The organism is Yeguia hominis (assembly GCF_014384705.1).
Lineage (GTDB): Bacteria > Bacillota > Clostridia > Oscillospirales > Acutalibacteraceae > Yeguia > Yeguia hominis.
The window spans coordinates 100,547-119,864 of record NZ_JACRSN010000009.1; the positions used below are offsets into that span (position 1 = coordinate 100,547).

17 protein-coding genes and 1 pseudogene are annotated in these 19,318 nt (G+C 50.6%); 15 read left to right on the forward strand and 3 right to left on the reverse strand.

All coding sequences use genetic code 11. The features are described from left to right. The 3 genes from IAG03_RS07560 to scfA form a co-directional block, all read right to left on the reverse strand. Nucleotides 1-1,353 (reverse strand): Orn/Lys/Arg family decarboxylase, encoded by a 1,353-nt coding sequence (locus tag IAG03_RS07560; protein WP_249319512.1) that lies wholly within the window; start codon nt 1,351-1,353, stop codon nt 1-3. Then, on the reverse strand, nt 1,350-2,735 hold the full coding sequence (scfB, locus tag IAG03_RS07565; RefSeq protein WP_249319513.1) for a thioether cross-link-forming SCIFF peptide maturase: 1,386 nt from the start codon (nt 2,733-2,735) through the stop codon (nt 1,350-1,352). Before scfB ends, IAG03_RS07560 begins: the two co-directional genes overlap by 4 nt. A gap of 68 nt (nt 2,736-2,803) precedes the next feature. Beyond that, on the reverse strand, nt 2,804-2,953 hold the full coding sequence (gene scfA, locus IAG03_RS07570; protein WP_249319514.1) for a six-cysteine ranthipeptide SCIFF: 150 nt from the start codon (nt 2,951-2,953) through the stop codon (nt 2,804-2,806). A 379-nt stretch (nt 2,954-3,332) separates the two neighbouring features. Here scfA and IAG03_RS07575 point away from each other — a divergent pair, with 379 nt between their 5' ends. The 15 genes and pseudogenes from IAG03_RS07575 to IAG03_RS07645 all read left to right on the forward strand — a co-directional run. Further along, on the forward strand, nt 3,333-3,989 hold the full coding sequence (locus IAG03_RS07575; protein ID WP_249319515.1) for a DUF4830 domain-containing protein: 657 nt from the start codon (nt 3,333-3,335) through the stop codon (nt 3,987-3,989). 311 nt (nt 3,990-4,300) lie between these two features. Next, on the forward strand, nt 4,301-5,413 hold the full coding sequence (locus IAG03_RS07580) for an ABC transporter ATP-binding protein (RefSeq protein ID WP_249319516.1): 1,113 nt from the start codon (nt 4,301-4,303) through the stop codon (nt 5,411-5,413). Nucleotides 5,414-6,048: 635 nt separating this feature from the next. Next, nucleotides 6,049-7,134: a PucR family transcriptional regulator gene (locus IAG03_RS07585; RefSeq protein ID WP_249319517.1), complete on the forward strand. Its 1,086-nt coding sequence runs from the start codon at nt 6,049-6,051 to the stop codon at nt 7,132-7,134. 487 nt (nt 7,135-7,621) lie between these two features. Further along, nucleotides 7,622-8,341, forward strand: a complete 720-nt coding sequence (gene ftsE / locus IAG03_RS07590) for a cell division ATP-binding protein FtsE (RefSeq protein WP_249319518.1) — start codon at nt 7,622-7,624, stop codon at nt 8,339-8,341. Then, nucleotides 8,338-9,264 carry a permease-like cell division protein FtsX gene (ftsX, locus tag IAG03_RS07595; RefSeq protein ID WP_249319519.1) on the forward strand — a complete coding sequence of 309 codons (927 nt, stop codon included), beginning with the start codon at nt 8,338-8,340 and terminating at the stop codon, nt 9,262-9,264. Before ftsE ends, ftsX begins: the two co-directional genes overlap by 4 nt. Next, the gene (locus tag IAG03_RS07600; protein WP_249319520.1) at nt 9,254-10,507 is read left to right on the forward strand and encodes a murein hydrolase activator EnvC family protein; all 1,254 of its coding nucleotides are present in this window, start codon (nt 9,254-9,256) and stop codon (nt 10,505-10,507) included. Before ftsX ends, IAG03_RS07600 begins: the two co-directional genes overlap by 11 nt. 160 nt (nt 10,508-10,667) lie before the next feature. Continuing rightward, nucleotides 10,668-11,909, forward strand: a complete 1,242-nt coding sequence (locus IAG03_RS07605; RefSeq protein WP_249319521.1) for a S41 family peptidase — start codon at nt 10,668-10,670, stop codon at nt 11,907-11,909. Nucleotides 11,910-12,040: 131 nt separating this feature from the next. Then, entirely contained in the window at nt 12,041-12,526 is a 486-nt protein-coding gene (greA, locus tag IAG03_RS07610) for a transcription elongation factor GreA (protein ID WP_249319522.1), read from the forward strand. Nucleotides 12,527-12,658: 132 nt separating this feature from the next. Then, nucleotides 12,659-14,623 (forward strand): lysine--tRNA ligase, encoded by a 1,965-nt coding sequence (gene lysS / locus IAG03_RS07615; RefSeq protein WP_249319523.1) that lies wholly within the window; start codon nt 12,659-12,661, stop codon nt 14,621-14,623. A gap of 20 nt (nt 14,624-14,643) precedes the next feature. Beyond that, entirely contained in the window at nt 14,644-14,793 is a 150-nt protein-coding gene (locus tag IAG03_RS07620) for a hypothetical protein (RefSeq protein WP_249319524.1), read from the forward strand. Between the two features lie 37 nt (nt 14,794-14,830). Beyond that, complete coding sequence (locus tag IAG03_RS07625; protein ID WP_249319525.1) at nt 14,831-15,586, forward strand: hypothetical protein; 756 nt, start codon at nt 14,831-14,833, stop codon at nt 15,584-15,586. Nucleotides 15,587-15,654: 68 nt separating this feature from the next. Beyond that, complete coding sequence (gene cimA / locus IAG03_RS07630; RefSeq protein WP_249319526.1) at nt 15,655-17,271, forward strand: citramalate synthase; 1,617 nt, start codon at nt 15,655-15,657, stop codon at nt 17,269-17,271. After that, on the forward strand, nt 17,262-18,524 hold the full coding sequence (gene leuC / locus IAG03_RS07635; protein ID WP_249319527.1) for a 3-isopropylmalate dehydratase large subunit: 1,263 nt from the start codon (nt 17,262-17,264) through the stop codon (nt 18,522-18,524). Before cimA ends, leuC begins: the two co-directional genes overlap by 10 nt. A gap of 13 nt (nt 18,525-18,537) precedes the next feature. Continuing rightward, on the forward strand, nt 18,538-19,023 hold the full coding sequence (gene leuD / locus IAG03_RS07640; protein ID WP_249319528.1) for a 3-isopropylmalate dehydratase small subunit: 486 nt from the start codon (nt 18,538-18,540) through the stop codon (nt 19,021-19,023). A gap of 73 nt (nt 19,024-19,096) precedes the next feature. Next, nucleotides 19,097-19,318, forward strand: a pseudogene (locus IAG03_RS07645) (helix-turn-helix domain-containing protein); the annotation flags it as partial.

The following is a 19,318-nucleotide window of genomic DNA, read 5'->3' on the forward strand; positions in this document are numbered from 1 at the left end:
TTATGACCGTGTTTTCTCTGAAATGACCGGACATTGCCGGATACCATAGTACTGAAAAGCTGTGATCGTCTGCCGGCTGATTCGTTCACCGCAGAGAATAAGCGGAATGGCGGGCGGACAGCCAATGGCAGCAGCCGCCGAAATGCGTCCGAGACAATCTTCAGCAGGTAAAATTTCACTTTCTGCAAAAAGGGCCTCGCGAGGGGTTAAGACGGACTCCGAAATCGCGGCCGGCGGCGGAAGCGTTTCGATGGGAGACCGCGGTTTTACAGCGCAAAGCACGCGCGTCAGCGTTTGGAGCGCTCCGTCGCAAAGCTGCGGAGAGAGCAAAAGAACCAAATAATCCGGATCATGAAACTCCGGAAAAATTCCGTGCGCTTCGAGAATCTGCGCAAGCTGCGTGCCGGTGTAGCCAAAGGATTTTGGCATGATGGTTAATTTTAGCGGTTCTTCCCCGGTTAATAGAAATCCGTGCGCGGTAAGCGCTGTTTTGAGGGCGTCCGCTTTTGGAAGAAAGTCGGCAAGCGATGCGCGGAAAATCTCCATTTGGCCGTTTGCCGCATCCAGAGACTGTAAAATCAGATAAGAAGGACTGCTGGATCCGAAGAGGGAGAGTGAAATCTTTGCCCGCTGTGCAAACCAGCCCGGCAAGTGTTTGGCAAGGTGTAAATATGCGCCGCCGGTAAGCACGGGGAGCGTTTTGTGTGCGGAATCACAGCATAAATCTACACCGAGATCCATCGGGTGGCGGGACTCCGGCAAGAATTTCAGGTAGGCGCCGTGCGCATTATCAACGGCAAGCAGAACGCCGAATTTGTGACAGACCGCTGCGAGTTCCCGGAGATTTAGGCAGTTTCCAAGATAATCCGGGCTGGTCAGGTAAACAGCGGTTGGCGGAGATTGCTCATTTTGCAGGACAGCTTCAAGTTGTTCCGGTGCAACCGCGCAGCTTAAGTAGGGCGTACCCATCTGCGGAAGGAGCCATTCAATTTCAAAATCCAGCAGGGCGGCAGCATGCAGGAACGCTTTATGGGCATTCCTGCCCGCGAGAACCCGCGGCTTTTTTCCCTGCGCACCTGCGTGAACGGCAAGCAAATGCAGCATGGCCTGAATGCAGAGCGTGGAACCGGCGGTGGAGTAAAAGGTATCGGCGCCAAAAAGCGCGCCGGCAAATGCTTCACTTTCCGCAATGATGCCATGCGGTGCAAAAAGATCGTCGGCACCGTCAAATTCGGTAATGTCAAGCGATTCGAACCCGAGAATCGGAACGCCCTTGTGTCCGGGCATATGCAGCCGGATTGGATGGCGTTCTGCATATTGCCGCACAAAATCGCAAATCGGCGTGCTGCTCATTCAGCGTCACCGAGTTCCCGCGCAATGGCAACAGCGATTGCGCATTCCATCCGTTTGCGGAAAAGCTCGCATCCGTACCGGTAGATGCCCCGCACCGACCCGGTGGCATGATAGGCATTGGCTGCGCAGCCGCCGGAGCAGTACAGCTTGGCCCAACAATCGCGGCATTCTTCGCGTGCGTAGACATTGCAGGAGGCAAATTCATTTTGAATTTCCGTGTTTTCAACGCCGTTCCAAATGTCGCCGAGACGGAAACGTTCGTCTCCGACAAACTGGTGGCAGGGATACAAATCTCCCCAGGGCGTGACGGCCATATATTCGGTTCCAGACCCGCACCCGGAAATCCGCTTGTAAATGCACGGGCCGCCTTTCAGGTCGATCATATAGTGGTAAAAGGTGAAAGGGTTGCCCTCTTTGTCGCGTTTAAGCATCAGTTTGGCAAGTTCCTCATATTGTGCCAGCACGACGGGAAGATCTTCTTCTGTCAGTGCGGCAGGATCACCCGCCGCCGTTACGACAGGTTCCATGCTCAGCTCGGAAAATCCGAGATTCAACATGGTTTCGATGTCTTTGAGAAAATCCGGATTGGCGTGCGTAAAAGTGCCGCGCATATAGTAATTCTTCCCGCCGCGCGCCGCAACCAGCTTTTGAAATTTGGGAACCACAGTTTCCCAGCTGCCGCGGCCGGCATAATCGACGCGGTACCGGTCATGAATTTCCTTGCGGCCGTCCAGGCTGAGGACGACGTTGCTCATTTCACGGTTGGCAAAGTCGATGACATCGTCATCGATTAAGACGCCGTTAGTGGTGAGCGTGAATCGGAAATGCTTGTTCTTCTCTTTTTCGATGCTTCTGGCATAGGCCACAAGCGCTTTCACGACGTCAAAGTTCATAAGCGGCTCGCCGCCGAAAAAGTCGACCTCCAGATTGTGCCGGGATCCGGAATTCTCAACAAGAAAATCCAGCGCACGTTTTCCTACGTCAAAAGACATCAGCGCACGCGCTCCGTGATACTTTCCCTGGCTTGCAAAGCAGTAGGCGCAGTTGAGGTTGCAGGTATGCGCGATATGCAGACAGAGCGCCTTGATAACGCCGGAGGTTTTTGCCTTGAGCGCGCCTGCCATTGGCTGAAAGGTGTCTTCCGTAAACAGCTTGCCGTCTGCTTTCAGCGCTGCAATCTGGTCGTAGCATTCTTCAAGTTCTGCATGAGTGGCTTCTCCGGAAGCGCTGTATTTTTCTTCAACCGTTGCAATTGCTGCTTCGCGGGGCATGCTTTCAAAGACCGAAATCAGATCATAGGCCGGGCCATCCACTACGTGCACGGATCCGGAGCAGATGTCGAGTACAATAAAATAGCCGCCGAATTGATACTGATGAATCATAAAAACTCTCCCTTATGCTGAAAATGCCGCCCGGTAAGGGCGGCATCACGGCTTTGTGTACCTGGGTTTTATTTGCTTTCTTTATTTTCGCAAGCCTGGTTTGCGATTCCGCAGCTGGTTTTGCAAGCCGACTGGCAGGAAGTCTGGCATTCGCCGCAGCCGCCGTTTTTTGCGCTTTCGCAAAGATTGCGGGTTTCAATGGTTTTGATGTGTTTCATATATAAAACCTCCAATTATGATCATTCGAATGTATTATAACACGTCCAGAAACGCTTGTCAATTGAGGCCGGAGGGAAACCGGAATTTCCAAACAGAAAAGCCGGATACAGGCGAGAGAATGCGTGGAGGCGCAGGCACGCGAACCCGGATGAAAAATTGGCTGTTTCAAGCCGGAAAGCCGGTTTGCAAGATGACCAAAAAACCGCTTGGTTTTCTGGCAGGCAGGAACATACTTTTGTGTGCGGGCTTTCGCATGTGCCGGACCCATTTTGCATATGCATTACTACTGCTCAAAAGAGACGGCATCCGTAGGGTTACTTTAAAAGGAAAAGAAAAAGCAGAGCCTTCGCATGCAAAAGCCGAAAGGGGGGTAGAAACATGGTGGTTTTGACAGTGAGCGCGAAACGGAAAAGGCTTCTTCTTGCAGGCGCTGCAGTTGTAGTTGTCCTTGCACTGCTATTTGGCATTCGGGCGGCAAGTAGACTGATACAGCGGGAAGAGGAACCCGGGATCCAGACCGCAGCTGCCACAAATGAAGAACGGATTGCGTTTTTGTCACAGTTCGGATGGGAGGTGAAGAAAGAAGCTGTTTCAGTAAAGGAGGTGACGATTCCTGCAGCCTTCAGCAACGTCTATACAGAATATAACCAGATCCAGCTGGAGCAGGGGATGGATCTGACGGCTTATGCCGGATGCACCTGCAAGGTATGGACGTATGAGGTGACCAATTATCCGGAAAAGACGGAGACGGTTTACGCGACGCTGATTGTTTATGACGGACAGATTGTCGCAGGCGATATCAGCTGCGCGGCGCTCGACGGATTTATGCACGGATTTTCCGGCAGGCCGGAGGCTTTGCGCGGTGCGGAAGACGGGGAAGCGCTTCCAGAAGAGGAGAAATCGTGTGAAAAGCAAGCAGGGGAGAATTCTGAAGCAGAAAGCATAGAAAATACAGAACAAAATGCACAATCAGCCGAGAAAACAGAGCCCCAAACCTCTTCAGAAGTGGAAACCGGCGCATGGCCGACGGACTGAATCTAAATAAAAGAGCCCTTGAAAAGAGCCCTTGAAAAGCCTTTCGAAACCAGACCACAAGATGTTGTTTTAGGTGTTTCCATAAGGGGATTTTTTCAGGTTTTGTCAGGGTTTGTCGAGTATTACAAATATTTTTCGAAAAAAAGGAACATCTCTTCAATTTTATAAAAAATCAATAAAGACGCTGTAAAAAGTTTGGGCAAATAAAGCCTTTAAAAGCCAAATCGTTTCTGGTATGATTAATATACTGAATTCCAGAAGATGAAAGATGTCTACAGTCGAAATCAAACAAGATTTTCAGGAGGTTTATTATGGCAAGTGTAACACTTAAAAACATCTATAAGGTGTACCAGGGCGGCGTAACTGCGGTTACCGATTTTTGCCTTGACATTGCGGACAAAGAGTTCATCATTTTGGTTGGACCTTCCGGATGCGGAAAGTCGACAACACTGAGAATGATCGCTGGTCTGGAAGAGATTTCCAAGGGCGAACTGTATATCGGCGATGTTCTTTCGAACGACATCGCTCCGAAGGATCGCGATATCGCGATGGTGTTCCAGAACTATGCACTGTATCCGCACATGACCGTTTATGATAACATGGCATTCGGTCTGAAACTCCGCAAAACGCCGAAGGCTGAGATCAAGCGCCGCGTAGAAGAGGCTGCTAGAATCCTCGACATCTCTCACCTTCTCGACAGAAAGCCGAAGGCTCTCTCCGGTGGTCAGAGACAGCGTGTTGCGCTGGGCCGTGCAATCGTCCGTGACCCGAAGGTCTTCCTGCTTGACGAGCCGCTCTCCAACTTGGACGCAAAGCTGCGTGCACAGATGAGAACCGAGATCGCGAAGCTGCACCTGAGACTGGGCACCACGTTCATCTATGTTACCCACGACCAGACCGAAGCTATGACGATGGGCGACCGTATTGTTGTTATGAAGGACGGCTTCATTCAGCAGGTCGACACGCCGCAAAACCTGTATGATCAGCCGGTTAACGAGTTCGTTGCTGGATTCATGGGTTCTCCGCAAATGAACTTCATTGATGCAACGCTCGGCAAAGACGGCGATGCATATACCATTAACTTTGGCAAATACTCCATCAAGATTCCGGCCAGCAAGGCAGAAGGCATTGACCTCGAGTCCTATGTCGGCAAAGAAGTTGTCTTCGGTATCCGTCCGGAGAACGTACACGACGAGCCGGAATTCCTGGAGAAGGTTACCGATGGTATCGTAGACGCAGACGTCGAAGTTACCGAGTTGATGGGTTCCGAGACCTATCTCTACCTCACCTGCGAGAACAATGCAATTACTGCTCGCGTCAGCCCGAACTCCGTTGCGAAGCCGGCTGATAAGATCAAGATCGCTTTCGATCTGAAGAAGATGCATCTGTTCGACAAAGAGACAGAGAAGACCATCCTCAACTAAGAAATTTGCATTTCAAAAGGAGCTGCGCGATTGCGCAGCTCCTTTTTTGTGTCTGTTTCCGTTTTGCCGCGGTGGGATATTTCTGTTGTCTCGGAAGGCGCAGAGGAAATGTTCCGTGCCTGAAAAGCGGCAAAATTCTTTGCTTTTTCTAAAAAACAGAGCCATTCGTGCGGAGTATATCCTGAACTTTATTAATTTTCTGTAAAAAATGAAATTTATTTTATGAGAAAGCAAAAAAAATGGTGTTTAGCGGTTGAAAAATCAAGAATCATTGTGTAGAATACTATATGTAGGGTTATACCAGATGGGGATGAACCGCCTGGGAAACGAGATTTTTTCTAGGGATTGTTTTTGAACCCGCACCTGTAAGATGGATTGCATTGGAAGAGACTGTTCAGAAATAGTTGCTTTTTCTGTCCAAATGGAATTTTGCGAATGGAAAGCAAATGTGCAGGTGTTTTCTTGCGAAATCGGCAAGCAAGGAAAAAACAATATAGCCGGAATCCTTCTATGAAAGTCGGGTTTTTCCCATCGGGTGTGTGCAGACACATATTATATGGAAATTCATTGCCGCTTAAGGTCGTTTACGGCGGCGGAACAAAGAATAAAATCGGATAAAGAAGTGAGGAGAAGTTATGTCTAACAGATTGTTTCAGGGCGTTATCCATCAGATGAAGGATACCATTGACCGGACGATTGGTGTAATTGATGAATCATCGGTGATTATTGCCTGCAGCGAACTCGGACGCGTAGGGGAGGTCAATGAAAATGTCTCTCCGGAATCGCTAACCTCTCCGGGGGCTTTTGTCATTAACGGCTATACCTATAAATCTTTTGGCAGCCGGCCGCGCCCGGAATATGCAGTGTTTGTTTCCGGAAGCGATGCGGATGCAATTCGGTATGCCAGCATCCTTGCAATCTCGCTCAACAGCATCAAGCAGTATTATGATGAAAAATATGACCGGAGCAATTTTATCAAAAATGTGATTTTGGATAACATCCTTCCGGGGGATATTTATCTCAAGGCGCGCGAGCTCCACTTTAACTCGGATTCTACCCGCGTTTGCATGATGATTAAGGTGACCAGCCGCACGGATGTTTCGGTTTATGATGTAATCCAGAATCTCTTCCCGGACAAGGCGAAGGACTTTGTAATCAATATCAATGAAAATGATATTGCGCTTGTCAAAGAAATTCGGACCGGTATTGAGCAAAAGGATCTCGAAAAGCTTGCAAATTCCATTGTGGATACGCTTTCCGGCGAATTCTATACACATTGCGTCGTCGGCATTGGTACCATTGTTACCGGCGTGAAAGATCTTGCCCGTTCCTTCAAAGAAGCGCAGGTCGCACTTGAAGTTGGCAAGGTGTTTGATACAGAAAAGCTGGTTGTCAGTTATGATAATCTCGGAATTGCCCGTTTGATTTATCAGCTGCCGACCACGCTTTGCGATATGTTCCTCAAAGAGGTCTTTAAGCGCGGTTCCATTGAGTTGTTGGATCATGAAACGCTCTTCACAATTCAGCGGTTCTTCGAAAACAACCTGAATGTTTCGGAAACTTCCCGGAAGCTTTTCGTACATCGGAATACGCTGGTTTACCGTTTGGAAAAAATCAAGAAGATTACGGGACTCGATCTGCGTGAATTTGAAGATGCAATTGTGTTCAAAGTAGCGCTCATGGTTAAGAAATATCTCTCTTCGAATCCGGTGAAATTCTAAGCTTTATGAAAAGAAAGAGCGGCTTTAGCTGAGAGGCTTTAGCCGCTTTTTTGCACAAAATGCAGCGGGATGTTATTTTAGAAAGGTTACAAATAAATTACAATATAATTCTTTAATAGAATTATATTGTATGAAAATGTTGATATTATGGAAACAGAGTAGAAAATTAGCGAAAAATCTGTCCGAAACCGGTCAAAAACCGCCGGGAGTTGCTTCGATTTGCAAGATGCGAAGTGTGGCACGCGGAAAGCAGTTCCGTCTTGTCACTGGGCGGCTAAAAAGGGTTTTGCAGATTTCAGATCGTGAAATCACAGCGTTTCGGCGATTTTTCAGCTGGAAATTCTGCTGCCTTAGGAACATGGTCTTAGGAAAAGCAACGCAACTGTCCGACGGGTTGTGCAAATCTATTTTTGTGGAACCTTTATCGAAGAATGCGGCATGATATTTGTCGGTTTTCGCGGACAGCGCGATTTTGGAGGTTCATCTGGTGATCGAATTTATCGATGTGTCAAAAACGTATGCGAACGGAACACAGGCGCTGAAGCATGTGGATCTGAATGTGGATAAAGGGGAATTTGTTTATATCGTTGGGTCTTCCGGCGCCGGAAAGAGTACCTTTCTCAAACTGATTATGTGCGAGGAACGGCCAAATTCCGGAGAAATTCTTGTAAACGGAAAGCGGCTTTCCACGCTGAAAAAGCGGGATATCCCCTATCTTCGCCGCACAATGGGAATTGTCTTTCAGGATTTCCGTCTGATTGACAATATGACGGTTTATGAAAATGTTGCATTTGCAATGCATATTGTCGGAGCGTCCAGCAGAGAGATCCGTAAACGGGTCCCTTATATTTTGAATCTGGTCGGGCTGCGCAGTAAAGCTAACAACCATCCGGCGGAGCTTTCCGGCGGAGAGCAGCAGCGTGTTGGTTTGGCGCGCGCACTGGTCAACAATCCTTCGATGATTATTGCAGACGAGCCAACCGGCAATATTGACCCGGCGCTCTCCTTTGAAATCATGGATCTTCTGACGGAGATTAACCGACGCGGCACAACGATCGTCATGGTCACGCACGAGCACACACTTGTGCGGCAGTTCCGGCATCGGATTGTAGAAATCAACAGCGGACGGATCGTTGCGGACAGCGCCTATTATCAGCAGCGGCTTTCAGCGCCGTCCCCGGAAGAGAGAGGGGGGGCGGCACAATGAAGGTTCGGAATTTTCGGTATCTGTTAAAAGAAGGAATTCGAAATGTTTGGAGCAACCGAACGATGACGGTCGCTTCGGTTGGCGTTTTGATTGCCTGCCTGCTTTTGACAGGCGCGGCGGTGCTGTTTTCCATGAATATCTCCGGCGCAATGCAGTCTGTGGAGAGTGAAAACAGCATTACCGTTTATTTGCAGGATGGACTGCCGACGCTCGAAGCTGCTGCTGCCGGCGACCAGCTTCGGAATCTTGACAATATTGCGGAATGCAATTTTGTCGAAAAAGACGAGGCGCTGAAATCCATGTTGGATCGCATGGGGGATGATGGGACGCTTTATGACGGGCTTTTCGATGGTCTGACCGGATCGGATAACTTCCTTCCGGATTCCTATAAGATTTCCCTGAAGGATCTTTCGCTTTACGATGAAACCATCGCACAGATCAAGGCGGTCCCCGGCGTCGATCATATTACGGATTATTCGGATATTGCAGATAAACTAAGCCGTTTGGATAAGATGATCACGACAGTTGGATTTTGGATTGTCTTTATCTTAAGTATCGTCTCACTCTTTATTATTGCCAATACAATTCGGGTTACGATGTACTCCAGACGCGTCGAAATCAGCATCATGAAGTCGGTCGGCGCGACGAACGGATTTATTCGGTTCCCCTTTATTGTGGAAGGAATGATTATTGGACTGATTTCCGGAATCCTTGCAAGCGTGCTGCTGAGCCTTGCCTATCAGGCGATGATGGAGGCAATTACCAATATTGTCCCGTTCTTTGATCTGATTCCGCTGGCTTCGGTGCTTTGGGTAGTGGTTGCGGCATTTATTCTTGCAGGCTGTCTGTTCGGTGCAATCGGCGGCATGATTTCCATTTCGAAATATCTGAAAAAAGAAGGGGGCGAGATCCTTGCGTTATAAAAAGCAAAAAACAATTTTAGCAGCAGCTTTGGCGGCGGTCTTGCTTGTGACTTCGGCCGGGTTTTCGCTTCCGGTACGCGCAGAAACCTTGTCCGAATTAGAGGACCAAAAGACGGAACTGGAGCAGCAGAAAGCGGAAAACGATGAAAAACTGAAAGATCTTAAAGCGGATATTACGAAACAGGAGGAATATCTGGCAACTCTGCAGGAGCAGCAGCGCACGTTGGAAGGACAGATTGACACCCTGAATCAGGAAACGCAGGAGTTGGACGACCAGATTTTGGCGCTGGAAGGGCAGATTTCAGAAAAACAAAAGAAAATTGACGCGGATATGGAGACGCTGAAGGCGCGGCTTCGGGCGCTCTATATTGCAGGAGACGCCTCTACGCTGGAGATCATTCTGAACTGTGAAAATCTGATTGATTTTGCGGAAAAAACAGAATTTATCAAAGCAATTACAGAGCATGACTCCAAGCTGATGAGCGAACTGTCAGAGGATATTGCGGGGATTTCTTCCGAGAAGGATAAAATTCAGAGCTACAAAGATCAGGTGTTGGAGGACAAGAAGGACCTCGACGCGAAACGCGAAGAGCTTTCCGGCCTGTATGAAGAAGCGCAGTCTGTCATGGATTCGCTCAACCAGGACAAATCTGATGCGGAGAACCGGAGTTCCGAGCTGGAAGGCGATCTTTCTGAAGCGGAATCCGCGATTGATGCATGGTATGAGGATTATTATGCCCAACAGAACACACCGGACGATAATAGTACAGGATCCGGCGATTCTGGAGACAATGGCGGCTCCTCTGGCAATGGCTCCGGCGGCGGTTCAAATGGCGGCGGCGTCAGCGGGACGGGGATGTTCATCTGGCCGGTACCGGGCTACACCTGGCTTTCCTCTTACTGGGGAGACGGCCGAAATCACCAGGCAATCGATATTGCCGGCAGCGGAATTTACGGCGCGCCGATTGTTGCGGCGGACAGCGGAACCGTATCTTATGCAGAATCCGGTGGCTGGGGCGGCGGCTACGGTACCTGGTTAATCGTCGATCATGGAAACGGGTATTCAACCGTTTATGCACATTTAAGCGGTTTGGCGGTCAGCCAGGGAGAGTCGGTCTCGCAGGGGCAGGTTGTCGGATATGTCGGAAGCACCGGAGATTCTTCCGGCCCGCATCTGCATTTTGAAGTCCGGGAATACGGCGTGCGTGTCAATCCGCTGAACTGGTTCTCCGGTGTCGGTTAAAGACGTCTGAAAAATAGAGTAAATACAAAACGAAAGGGATTCTTCGGGCTTTGGCCCCGGGGGAAGACTGCGTTCTCCCGGCTCTGCATCTTGCAGAGAGAGGAATCCTTTTGTGCTTGTTTCGATTCTGAATCGGGCGGAGGAAAGAAAGGAGAGGTCCATGAACCGGAAGGTATCGCTAGGGGCTGCTGTTTCGCTTGCGGCGCTTGCGGCTGCGGTTGCAGTATCGCTGACCTATGTTTATGCAATGGGGAAGTTTAATGAAAAACTCTCAAGTGTCAATGCGCGCCAGGCAATGTACACGAAACTTGCCGAGGTGGATCGGAATATCCGGCAGGACTATGACGGAGAGTGGGACGAAACTGCACTGCTGGACAGCGCGTGCAGGGGATATTTGGCGGGACTTCAGGATCCAAACAGCGAATATCTTTCTGCAGAGGCCTATAAGGCGGAGCTTGACGCCGAAGCGGAGCCGGAGAGCGGAATTGGGATTCATACAATCCAGAACGAGGACGACAACATGGAAATTCTTCGCGTGGAAGCTGCATCCAGCGGAAAAAAGGTCGGCCTCCGAAAAGGCGACGTAATTTTTAAGCTGGATGGAAAAGCGGTTGCTGCGATTGGATATGGGACAGCGGTTCAGTCCCTGAAGGGAAAAGAGGGATCCGCTGTCGAGCTTTCTGTTTTGCGAACCGGAGAAGACGGAGAGACCGAGCGTCTCACCATTTCAGTTTCCCGCGAAAAACAGGAGACTTCTGCGGTGGAAAGTGAGCGGCTTGGAAAACAGGTTGGATATCTTGCGATCCGAAGTTTTGATGCCAGTACCCCGCAAAGGCTTGAAAAAGCATATCATGCCCTGAAAGAGGAGGGCGTATCTGCTTTGATTTTGGATTTACGGAATCTTTCGGGGAACGATATGGAGGCGATGGCGCAAGCGGCGAATTTGATTGCGCCGGAAGGCGACTTGCTTGCGTACCGTCAACAGGACGGCACCGTGCAAACAGAATACACATCCGACCCGACAGCATGGGAAATGCCGTTGGCGGTTCTGATCAATCAGGGGACAGAAGGTGCAGCCGAACTGTTTGCCGCAGATTTGCGGAGCTTGTGCGGCAGTGTTCTGGTTGGAGAAAAAAGTGCAGGCAGCACGGCGGCGGTCAAAACCGTGATGCTTTCGGATGGATCCGCAATTCGCTTTACGGCAGGGGAATATCTGACGCCGGAGAAAGATCTTATCAGCGGTTCCGGCGTGGCGCCGGATATGACGGCCGCTCTGGGAAAAGAGGCGCAGAACCAGCTTTTGCGCGGAGAACTTTCGCGGGAAGAGGATGTCCAGCTGCACGCAGCGGTGATGACGCTTTCCGCACAGGGTATTGACTGTGCGGACATCCCCTTTATCTAGAGGGATTTTCCGGAGGAAATCTTGCATTTTCATTGACAATGCATCCCAGATTTACTATAATTAAAAATATTCTTTTGAGCGGCCAGCGTGAAAAATTGGCCGTAAAATTTGATGGAAAGCAGTGTGGTGTAATGGCAGCCAAACAAGTCATCCTTACCAAAGAGGGCCTTGAAGCGCTGGAAAACGAACTCGAATATTTGAAATCTGTAAAACGCAAAGAAGTTGCGGAGAAAATAAAAGTCGCGCTTTCTTTTGGCGACCTTTCTGAAAACAGTGAATATGACGAGGCGAAAAACGATCAGGCGATTATGGAAAGCCGGATTGCTGAGATTACAGCAATGCTGAAAAATTCCAAACTGATCGACGAAAGCGAAATCAGCGATAAACACATCCACATCGGTTCCAAGGTGGACGTGCGGCTGACAGGCGTGACGGGCGCAACCAGCATGAAACAGTATAAAATTGTCGGCTCTAATGAGGCTTGCCCGGCAGAAGGCCGGATTTCTGATGAATCCGCAGTCGGAAAAGCGCTTTTAGGGCATATGACCGGGGAGACCATTGAAGTTGAAGTTCCGGCAGGTTTTGTAAAGTATGAGATTCTATCGATTTCGAAATAACAAGATGGAAAGGGACGGATCCGAGGGGTTTCCGTCCCTTTTTCGGAAAACAAGGGTCGGTTCCGATGCTTGTTTACGAAGCGGTCATAAAATGGTTATATTTGAAAGTTAAAATAAAGGAATGAGATGGGTATGAGCAAGCAAGAACAGAGAAACACGCCGCAGGAAGAGCAGAGCCTGAGCGAACTGCTGCAAATTCGCCGGGATAAACTTTCCCAGATGCAGGCGGCCGGACAGGATCCGTTTACGATTACCACATTTTCCGTAACCGCACACGCGCAGGAAGTCCGCGACCACTTTGAAGAACTGGAAGGAAAAAGCGTTCGTCTTGCAGGCCGGATCATGAGCTGGCGCGACATGGGAAAAGCCGCATTTATGGATTTGCGGGACATGACCGGCAGAATTCAGCTTTACGTGAAGATTGATGCAGTCGGTGAGGCTGCCTATACTTCTATGAAAAAATACCTGGATATCGGAGATATCGTCGGGGTTGAAGGAGAGGTTTTCCGTACGCGCCGCGGAGAGGTTTCCATTCATGCAAGCGCGTTCCAAATTCTTTCCAAGTCCCTTTTGCCGCTTCCGGAGAAATTCCATGGGCTGAAGGATACCGATTTGCGGTATCGTCAGCGGTATCTGGATTTGATCGTCAATCCGGAGGTGCGCGATACGTTTATCCTGCGTTCCCGGATTATTTCCGAGATCCGCAATTATCTGGACGGCCTGAAATTCCTGGAGGTGGAAACGCCGGTGCTGCATACCATTGCAGGCGGCGCGGCGGCACGTCCGTTTATTACGCATCATAATACGCTTGACATGGAGATGTACCTGCGGATTGCGCTGGAGCTGCATCTGAAGCGTCTGATCGTTGGCGGATTTGACCGGGTGTATGAGATCGGCCGCGTCTTCCGCAACGAGGGCATTGATACCCGCCATAATCCGGAGTTCACGCTTCTGGAACTCTATCAGGCCTATACAGACTATAACGGCATGATGGAAATCACAGAGGATATGATCCGCACAGTGGCACGCAAGGTGCTGGGCTCTGCCATCGTAGAATATGACGGCGTCACCATCGACTTTGAAAAACCGTTTGCACGCTTGACGATGAGCGAAGCGGTGAAGCAGTATTCCGGCGTGGACTTCGATACCATTCTGACAGAAGAAGATGCGAAAGCAATCGCGAAAGAGCATCACATTGAATATGAAGACCGGCACAAGCGCGGCGATATTCTCAATCTATTCTTTGAGACATATGTTGAAAAGCACCTGATTCAGCCGACGTTTGTGATGAAGCATCCGGTGGAGATTTCTCCGCTGGCCAAGCGTTGCCCGGATGATCCGGCGCACACAGAGCGGTTTGAACTTTTTGTAATGGGCCGCGAACTTGCCAATGCATTTTCGGAGCTGAACGATCCGATTGATCAGAGAGGCCGTTTTGAGGCGCAGGCTGCCCTGAAAGCTGCAGGCGACGAAGAGGCGACAGATGTCGATGAGGATTTCCTGACGGCACTGGAATATGGTCTGCCGCCAACAGGCGGAATGGGAATGGGGATTGACCGTCTGGTGATGCTGCTCACAAACAGCCTCTCCATTCGCGATGTGCTGTTGTTCCCGACAATGAAGCCGCTGGATGCTTCCAAAACGGAGAAAAAGCCCGAGGAAGCCGGCATCATCGGCGGTGCCGAGGGTACGGTCGAGATTGAGATTAAGGACGAGCCGATTGACTTCTCAAACGTGCGGATCGAGCCGCTGTTTCAAGATCAGGTCGATTTTGAGACCTTCTCCAAGAGTGATTTCCGTGCCGTGAAGGTCAAGGAATGTGAAGCTGTGAAGAAGTCGAAAAAACTTCTGAAGTTCATATTGGACGACGGGACAGGCGCAGACCGCGTGATTCTTTCCGGAATCCACGAGTACTATGAGCCGGAAGATCTGGTTGGCAAGACTTGTATCGCCATCACGAACCTCCCGCCGCGTGCGATGATGGGGATTGATTCCTGCGGGATGCTTCTCTCTGCGGTTCACGAAGAAGAAGGCAAGGAAAAACTGCATCTGCTGATGGTGGATAACCATATTCCGGCGGGTGCAAAGCTGTATTAAAAATCAGGAAGCGCGTATGGTTGGATCGCTTCCCCAAAATGGTGTTTCCTATGAAAATATTGCAATATGGATTTACCGGTTTGGCGGCAAATCCAGGCAGAAGAGATTCTAAAATGAGCAAGTCGTTTGTTTTGTGGGCGCTGCTGGCCGGCCTTGATCGTGCCGGGTAGCGTCCCGCCCGCAATGAAACCAAAGGAGTGACCCTGTTTGGCGCGAGAAAGATATCTGGTCAATGCCGGAGAAGAAACCATCAATAAGGGCGAAATTAAGCTGGAAACCAAAAAAGAGCAGCGGGCAAATTTTTGGTACTACAATCGCTGGAAAATTTTAATATCCGCATTGTGTGTGGTTTTGGTTTTTAGTTTTGTTTATTCCATGGTAACGCGGGTCAAACCGGATTATCAGATTGCGCTGATGACGCAGATTGCATATCCGCAGGATGTTTATGAGCAGATGGCGGACCAGATGGAGCAATATGCGGAAGATCTCAACGGCGACGGCAAGGTGGTCATTCAGATCAACAACTACCAGTATATTCAGGGCGCGGCGACGGAAAAGGCCGACGCGAACACGGTGATGGCCGGCGTTGTAAAGTTCAGCGCAGATGCCCAGACCGGCGAAAGTATGATCTACATTACGGATGAAACGAGCTATCAAAACGTTGCGGAGAGCGGAACCGGTTACTTTGTCTATCTGGATGACTGGACGACGCCTCCGGAGGACGGTGCGGAAGATCTTGACCGCACGAAGGTGGCATGGAAGGATTGTAAAGGCGTCGCTTCTTTTGACGTCGATTACGATATCGAAAATATCTCCCACGAGGATTTACAGGCAATGCTGTTTGACGATCTGAGCTTTTCTTTGCGGTCGATCAAATATGGAGAGTTTGAGAACGACGGAAAAAAAGTTGCTTATTACGAAGCATCCAAAAAACTCCTGGAACGAATCATTGCCGGATCTTAATCCGGCAATTTTTCTGCAATTTTTGAGGGATCAATGGATGAAAAGAACCGATAATGGAGGGATCGGGTGTGCGGCAGATCGATTTGTTGGATTCCACGCTGCGCGACGGCGCACAGTCCGGTGGAATTGCATTTTCAGTCGAAGACAAACTGCAGATTGTGGAAATTCTGGATTCTTTGGGCATCCCCTTTCTTGAGGCCGGAAACCCGGGATCAAATCCAAAGGATCTGGAGTTTTTCCGAAAAGCAGCGCATTTGCAGCTGCGGCACACACGGCTGGTTGCCTTCGGAAGCACGGTCCGCAAAGGAGAAGACCCGATGGCGGATTCCGGGCTTCGGGCTTTGCTGGAGGCCGGAACCGAATACTGTTCCGTCTTTGGGAAGAGTTCTCTGCTGCATGTGGAGAAAATTCTGCAAACCACGCCGGAGGAAAATCTTCGCATGATCCGGGAAACCTGCCGGTACCTGGCAGGGTGCGGACGCAAGGTGCTGTTTGATGCGGAGCATTTTTTTGACGGCTATCAGCAAAACGCGCAATACGCGCTGCAGACCGTGGATGCCGCGGTGGACGGCGGCGCCTGCGGCGTCGTGCTGTGCGATACAAACGGCGGACAATTTCCGCAGGCAGTTGCAGCTGTAACGGCGGCGCTGCGGGATCATCTGCCTGAAAACTTGTCGCTTGGCGTGCATTTTCACAATGACTGCGGTCTCGCAGTTGCCAATACAATGGCGGCAGTGGATGCCGGTGCGGATCATGTTCAGGGGACCTATCTCGGGTTTGGCGAGCGCTGCGGCAATGCAGATCTTTCCACGCTGATTCCGAATTTGCAGTATAAACAGGCATATGCCTGTATTCCGCCGGAAAACCTGGTGCTGCTGCACGCGGCGGCTGTGAAGCTTGCCTCTGTGGCCAATATCAAGCTGCCGGCCGGCGCGCCGTATGTGGGCAGCAATGCATTTCGGCACAAGGCAGGAATGCATGCGGACGGTGTGATGAAGCTTTCCTGTTCTTTTGAGCATATTGATCCGGAAATTGTCGGAAATCAGCGTCGGTTTCCGGCCTCGGAAATGAGCGGGCGGAAAGTAGTATTTCAGAAGATCCGGGCAATTTATCCGGATGCGGCTTTTGATTCTCAGGAAACTGCGGAAGTGCTCCGGACCATCAAGCAGATGGAGCGCGACGGATACCAGTTCGAGGATTGCGACGCAAGTTTTGAACTTCTGGTTCGTAGACGGATGGAACATTGCCCGCCGTTTTTTGAACTGATCAACTACAATATCTTGAGCGCAAAGCCTTCAGAGCCGGATTGCGGCGCACGTGCGACCGTGAAAGTGCGCGTGGGAAACCAGGTGCAGCTGATGGCCGCAGAAGGAAACGGCCCGGTTCATGCGCTTGACCAGGCGCTCCGGGCGGCGCTGGAGGTCTTTTATCCGGTGCTTGCGCAGGCGCATTTGATTGACTATAAGGTTCGGGTCCTGGATGCGCAGGAAGCGACGGCTGCAAAGGTCCGGGTTCTGATTACTTCAACGGACGGAGATCATATTTTTACGACGATGGGCGTCTCGGGCGACGTTGTGGAGGCCAGCTGGGCAGCGCTTTCGGATTCGATTGCGTACGCGCTGCTGAAGTGGCAGCAGAAAACTCGAAACGCCCCGCAAAACAGGAGGAATGCAAAATGGGAATGACAATGACGCAGAAAATTTTGGCGGCGCATACGGGGCTTGACGCTGTAGAGCCCGGCCAGCTGATCGAGGCGCAAGTCGACCGGATCCTCGGCAACGACATTACAACGCCGGTTGCCATTCGGGAGATGGAGGCCTGCGGTGCGTGTTCCCTTTTTGATCCGGAAAAAGTGGTTTTTGTGCTGGATCATTTTACGCCCAATAAAGATATCAAATCGGCTGAACAGTGCAAAGCCGTCCGGGAGTTTGCCCAAAAGCATGCAGTAGAGCATTTTTACGATGTCGGCAGGGCGGGAATTGAGCATGTCCTGTTACCGGAACAGGGGCTTGTGTGGCCGGGTTGCTGTGTTGTGGGCGCAGATTCCCACACCTGTACGTACGGTGCGCTCGGCGCCTTTTCGACCGGCGTCGGTTCTACAGATATTGCAGCCGCTATGCTGACCGGGAAACTCTGGTTCAAGGTGCCGCAGGCGATTCGGGTTGTGCTGACAAACAAACCGCGGAAATGGGTCAGCGGTAAAGATGTTATTCTGCATTTGATTGGAAAAATCGGTGTGGACGGCGCGCGTTATGCTTCGCTGGAATTTACCGGGGACGGCGTTTCGGCGCTTTCAATGGACGACCGGTTCTGCATTGCGAATATGGCGATTGAGGCCGGTGCGAAAAACGGAATTTTCCCGGTGGATGAAAAGACCATGGAATATGGAAAAGATCGGTTCCGCGGCGAACCGATCGTCTATGCAGCCGATCCGGATGCGGCGTATACAGAGACGATTGAAATGGATCTTTCTGCTTTGGAGCCGACGGTGGCATTTCCGCACTTGCCGGAAAATGCCCGCTTGGCACGGGAATCCGGCGATGTCAAGCTGGATCAGGCGGTGATCGGTTCCTGCACGAATGGCAGAATCACCGATTTGCGGATTGCGGCTTCGATTTTAAAGGGCCGGAAGGTTGCACCGGGACTGCGCTGTATTGTGATTCCGGGAAGCCAAGAAGTCTATTTGCAGGCGCTCAGAGAAGGCCTTGCTGAGACCTTTGTGGAGGCCGGAGCCGTATTCAGCATGCCGACTTGCGGCCCATGTTTGGGCGGCCACATGGGCGTCCTTGCAAAGGGAGAACGCGCGATCTCTACAACGAACCGCAATTTTGTCGGCCGGATGGGTCATACGGAGTCCGAAGTCTATCTGGCGAGTCCTGCAGTTGCGGCAGCAAGCGCAGTAACCGGACGGATTACGGATCCGTCGGCGCTGGATTGAAAGGAGAAGGGTCATGAAAGCAGAAGGTCGTGTTTTTCAGTATGGAAATAATATCGATACCGATGTCATCATTCCGGCGCGGTATTTGAATCTTGCCTCAAAACAGGAACTGGCCGCACATTGCATGGAGGATCTCGATCCGGATTTTGTCCGGAAGATGCAGCCCGGAGATCTGATTGTTGCCGGGAAAAATTTTGGCTGCGGCTCCTCACGGGAACATGCGCCGATGGTCATTCGGGAATGTGGCGTGTCCTGCGTGATCGCCGCAACCTTTGCGCGGATTTTCTACCGGAATGCGATCAACATCGGGCTTCCGATTTTGGAGTGCCCGGCGGCATCGGAGGATATCCGGGAAGGAGACCGCGTCAGTGTGGACTTTGATACCGGTGTGATTTGCAATCTGACGACCGGAAAAACCTATCAGGCACAGCCGTTTCCGCCGTTTATTCAGAATATCATTCAAAAGGGCGGCTTGCTGAACAGCATCCGTGAAAAATAAAGAACAGCGTCCCAGCTTTCGGCGAAGTGATATGTACCCCCAATACTGGACACCCAGTATTGGGGGTATTTTTATGCGATACAGCTACGAGTACAAGAAGAAGTGCGTGGAATTATACCGACAAGGGAAATGGCCAGAAACACCAGACGGAGTAAAGGAAAAGCGATTTCACGATACGGTTCGGATTTGGGTTCGAACAGAAGATGCTTGTGGTCCAGAAGCACTGCAACATAAAAATCAGAACAAGGTGTGGACAGCAGAAGAAAAATATGAGCTGGTAGCAAAAGTTCTTGCT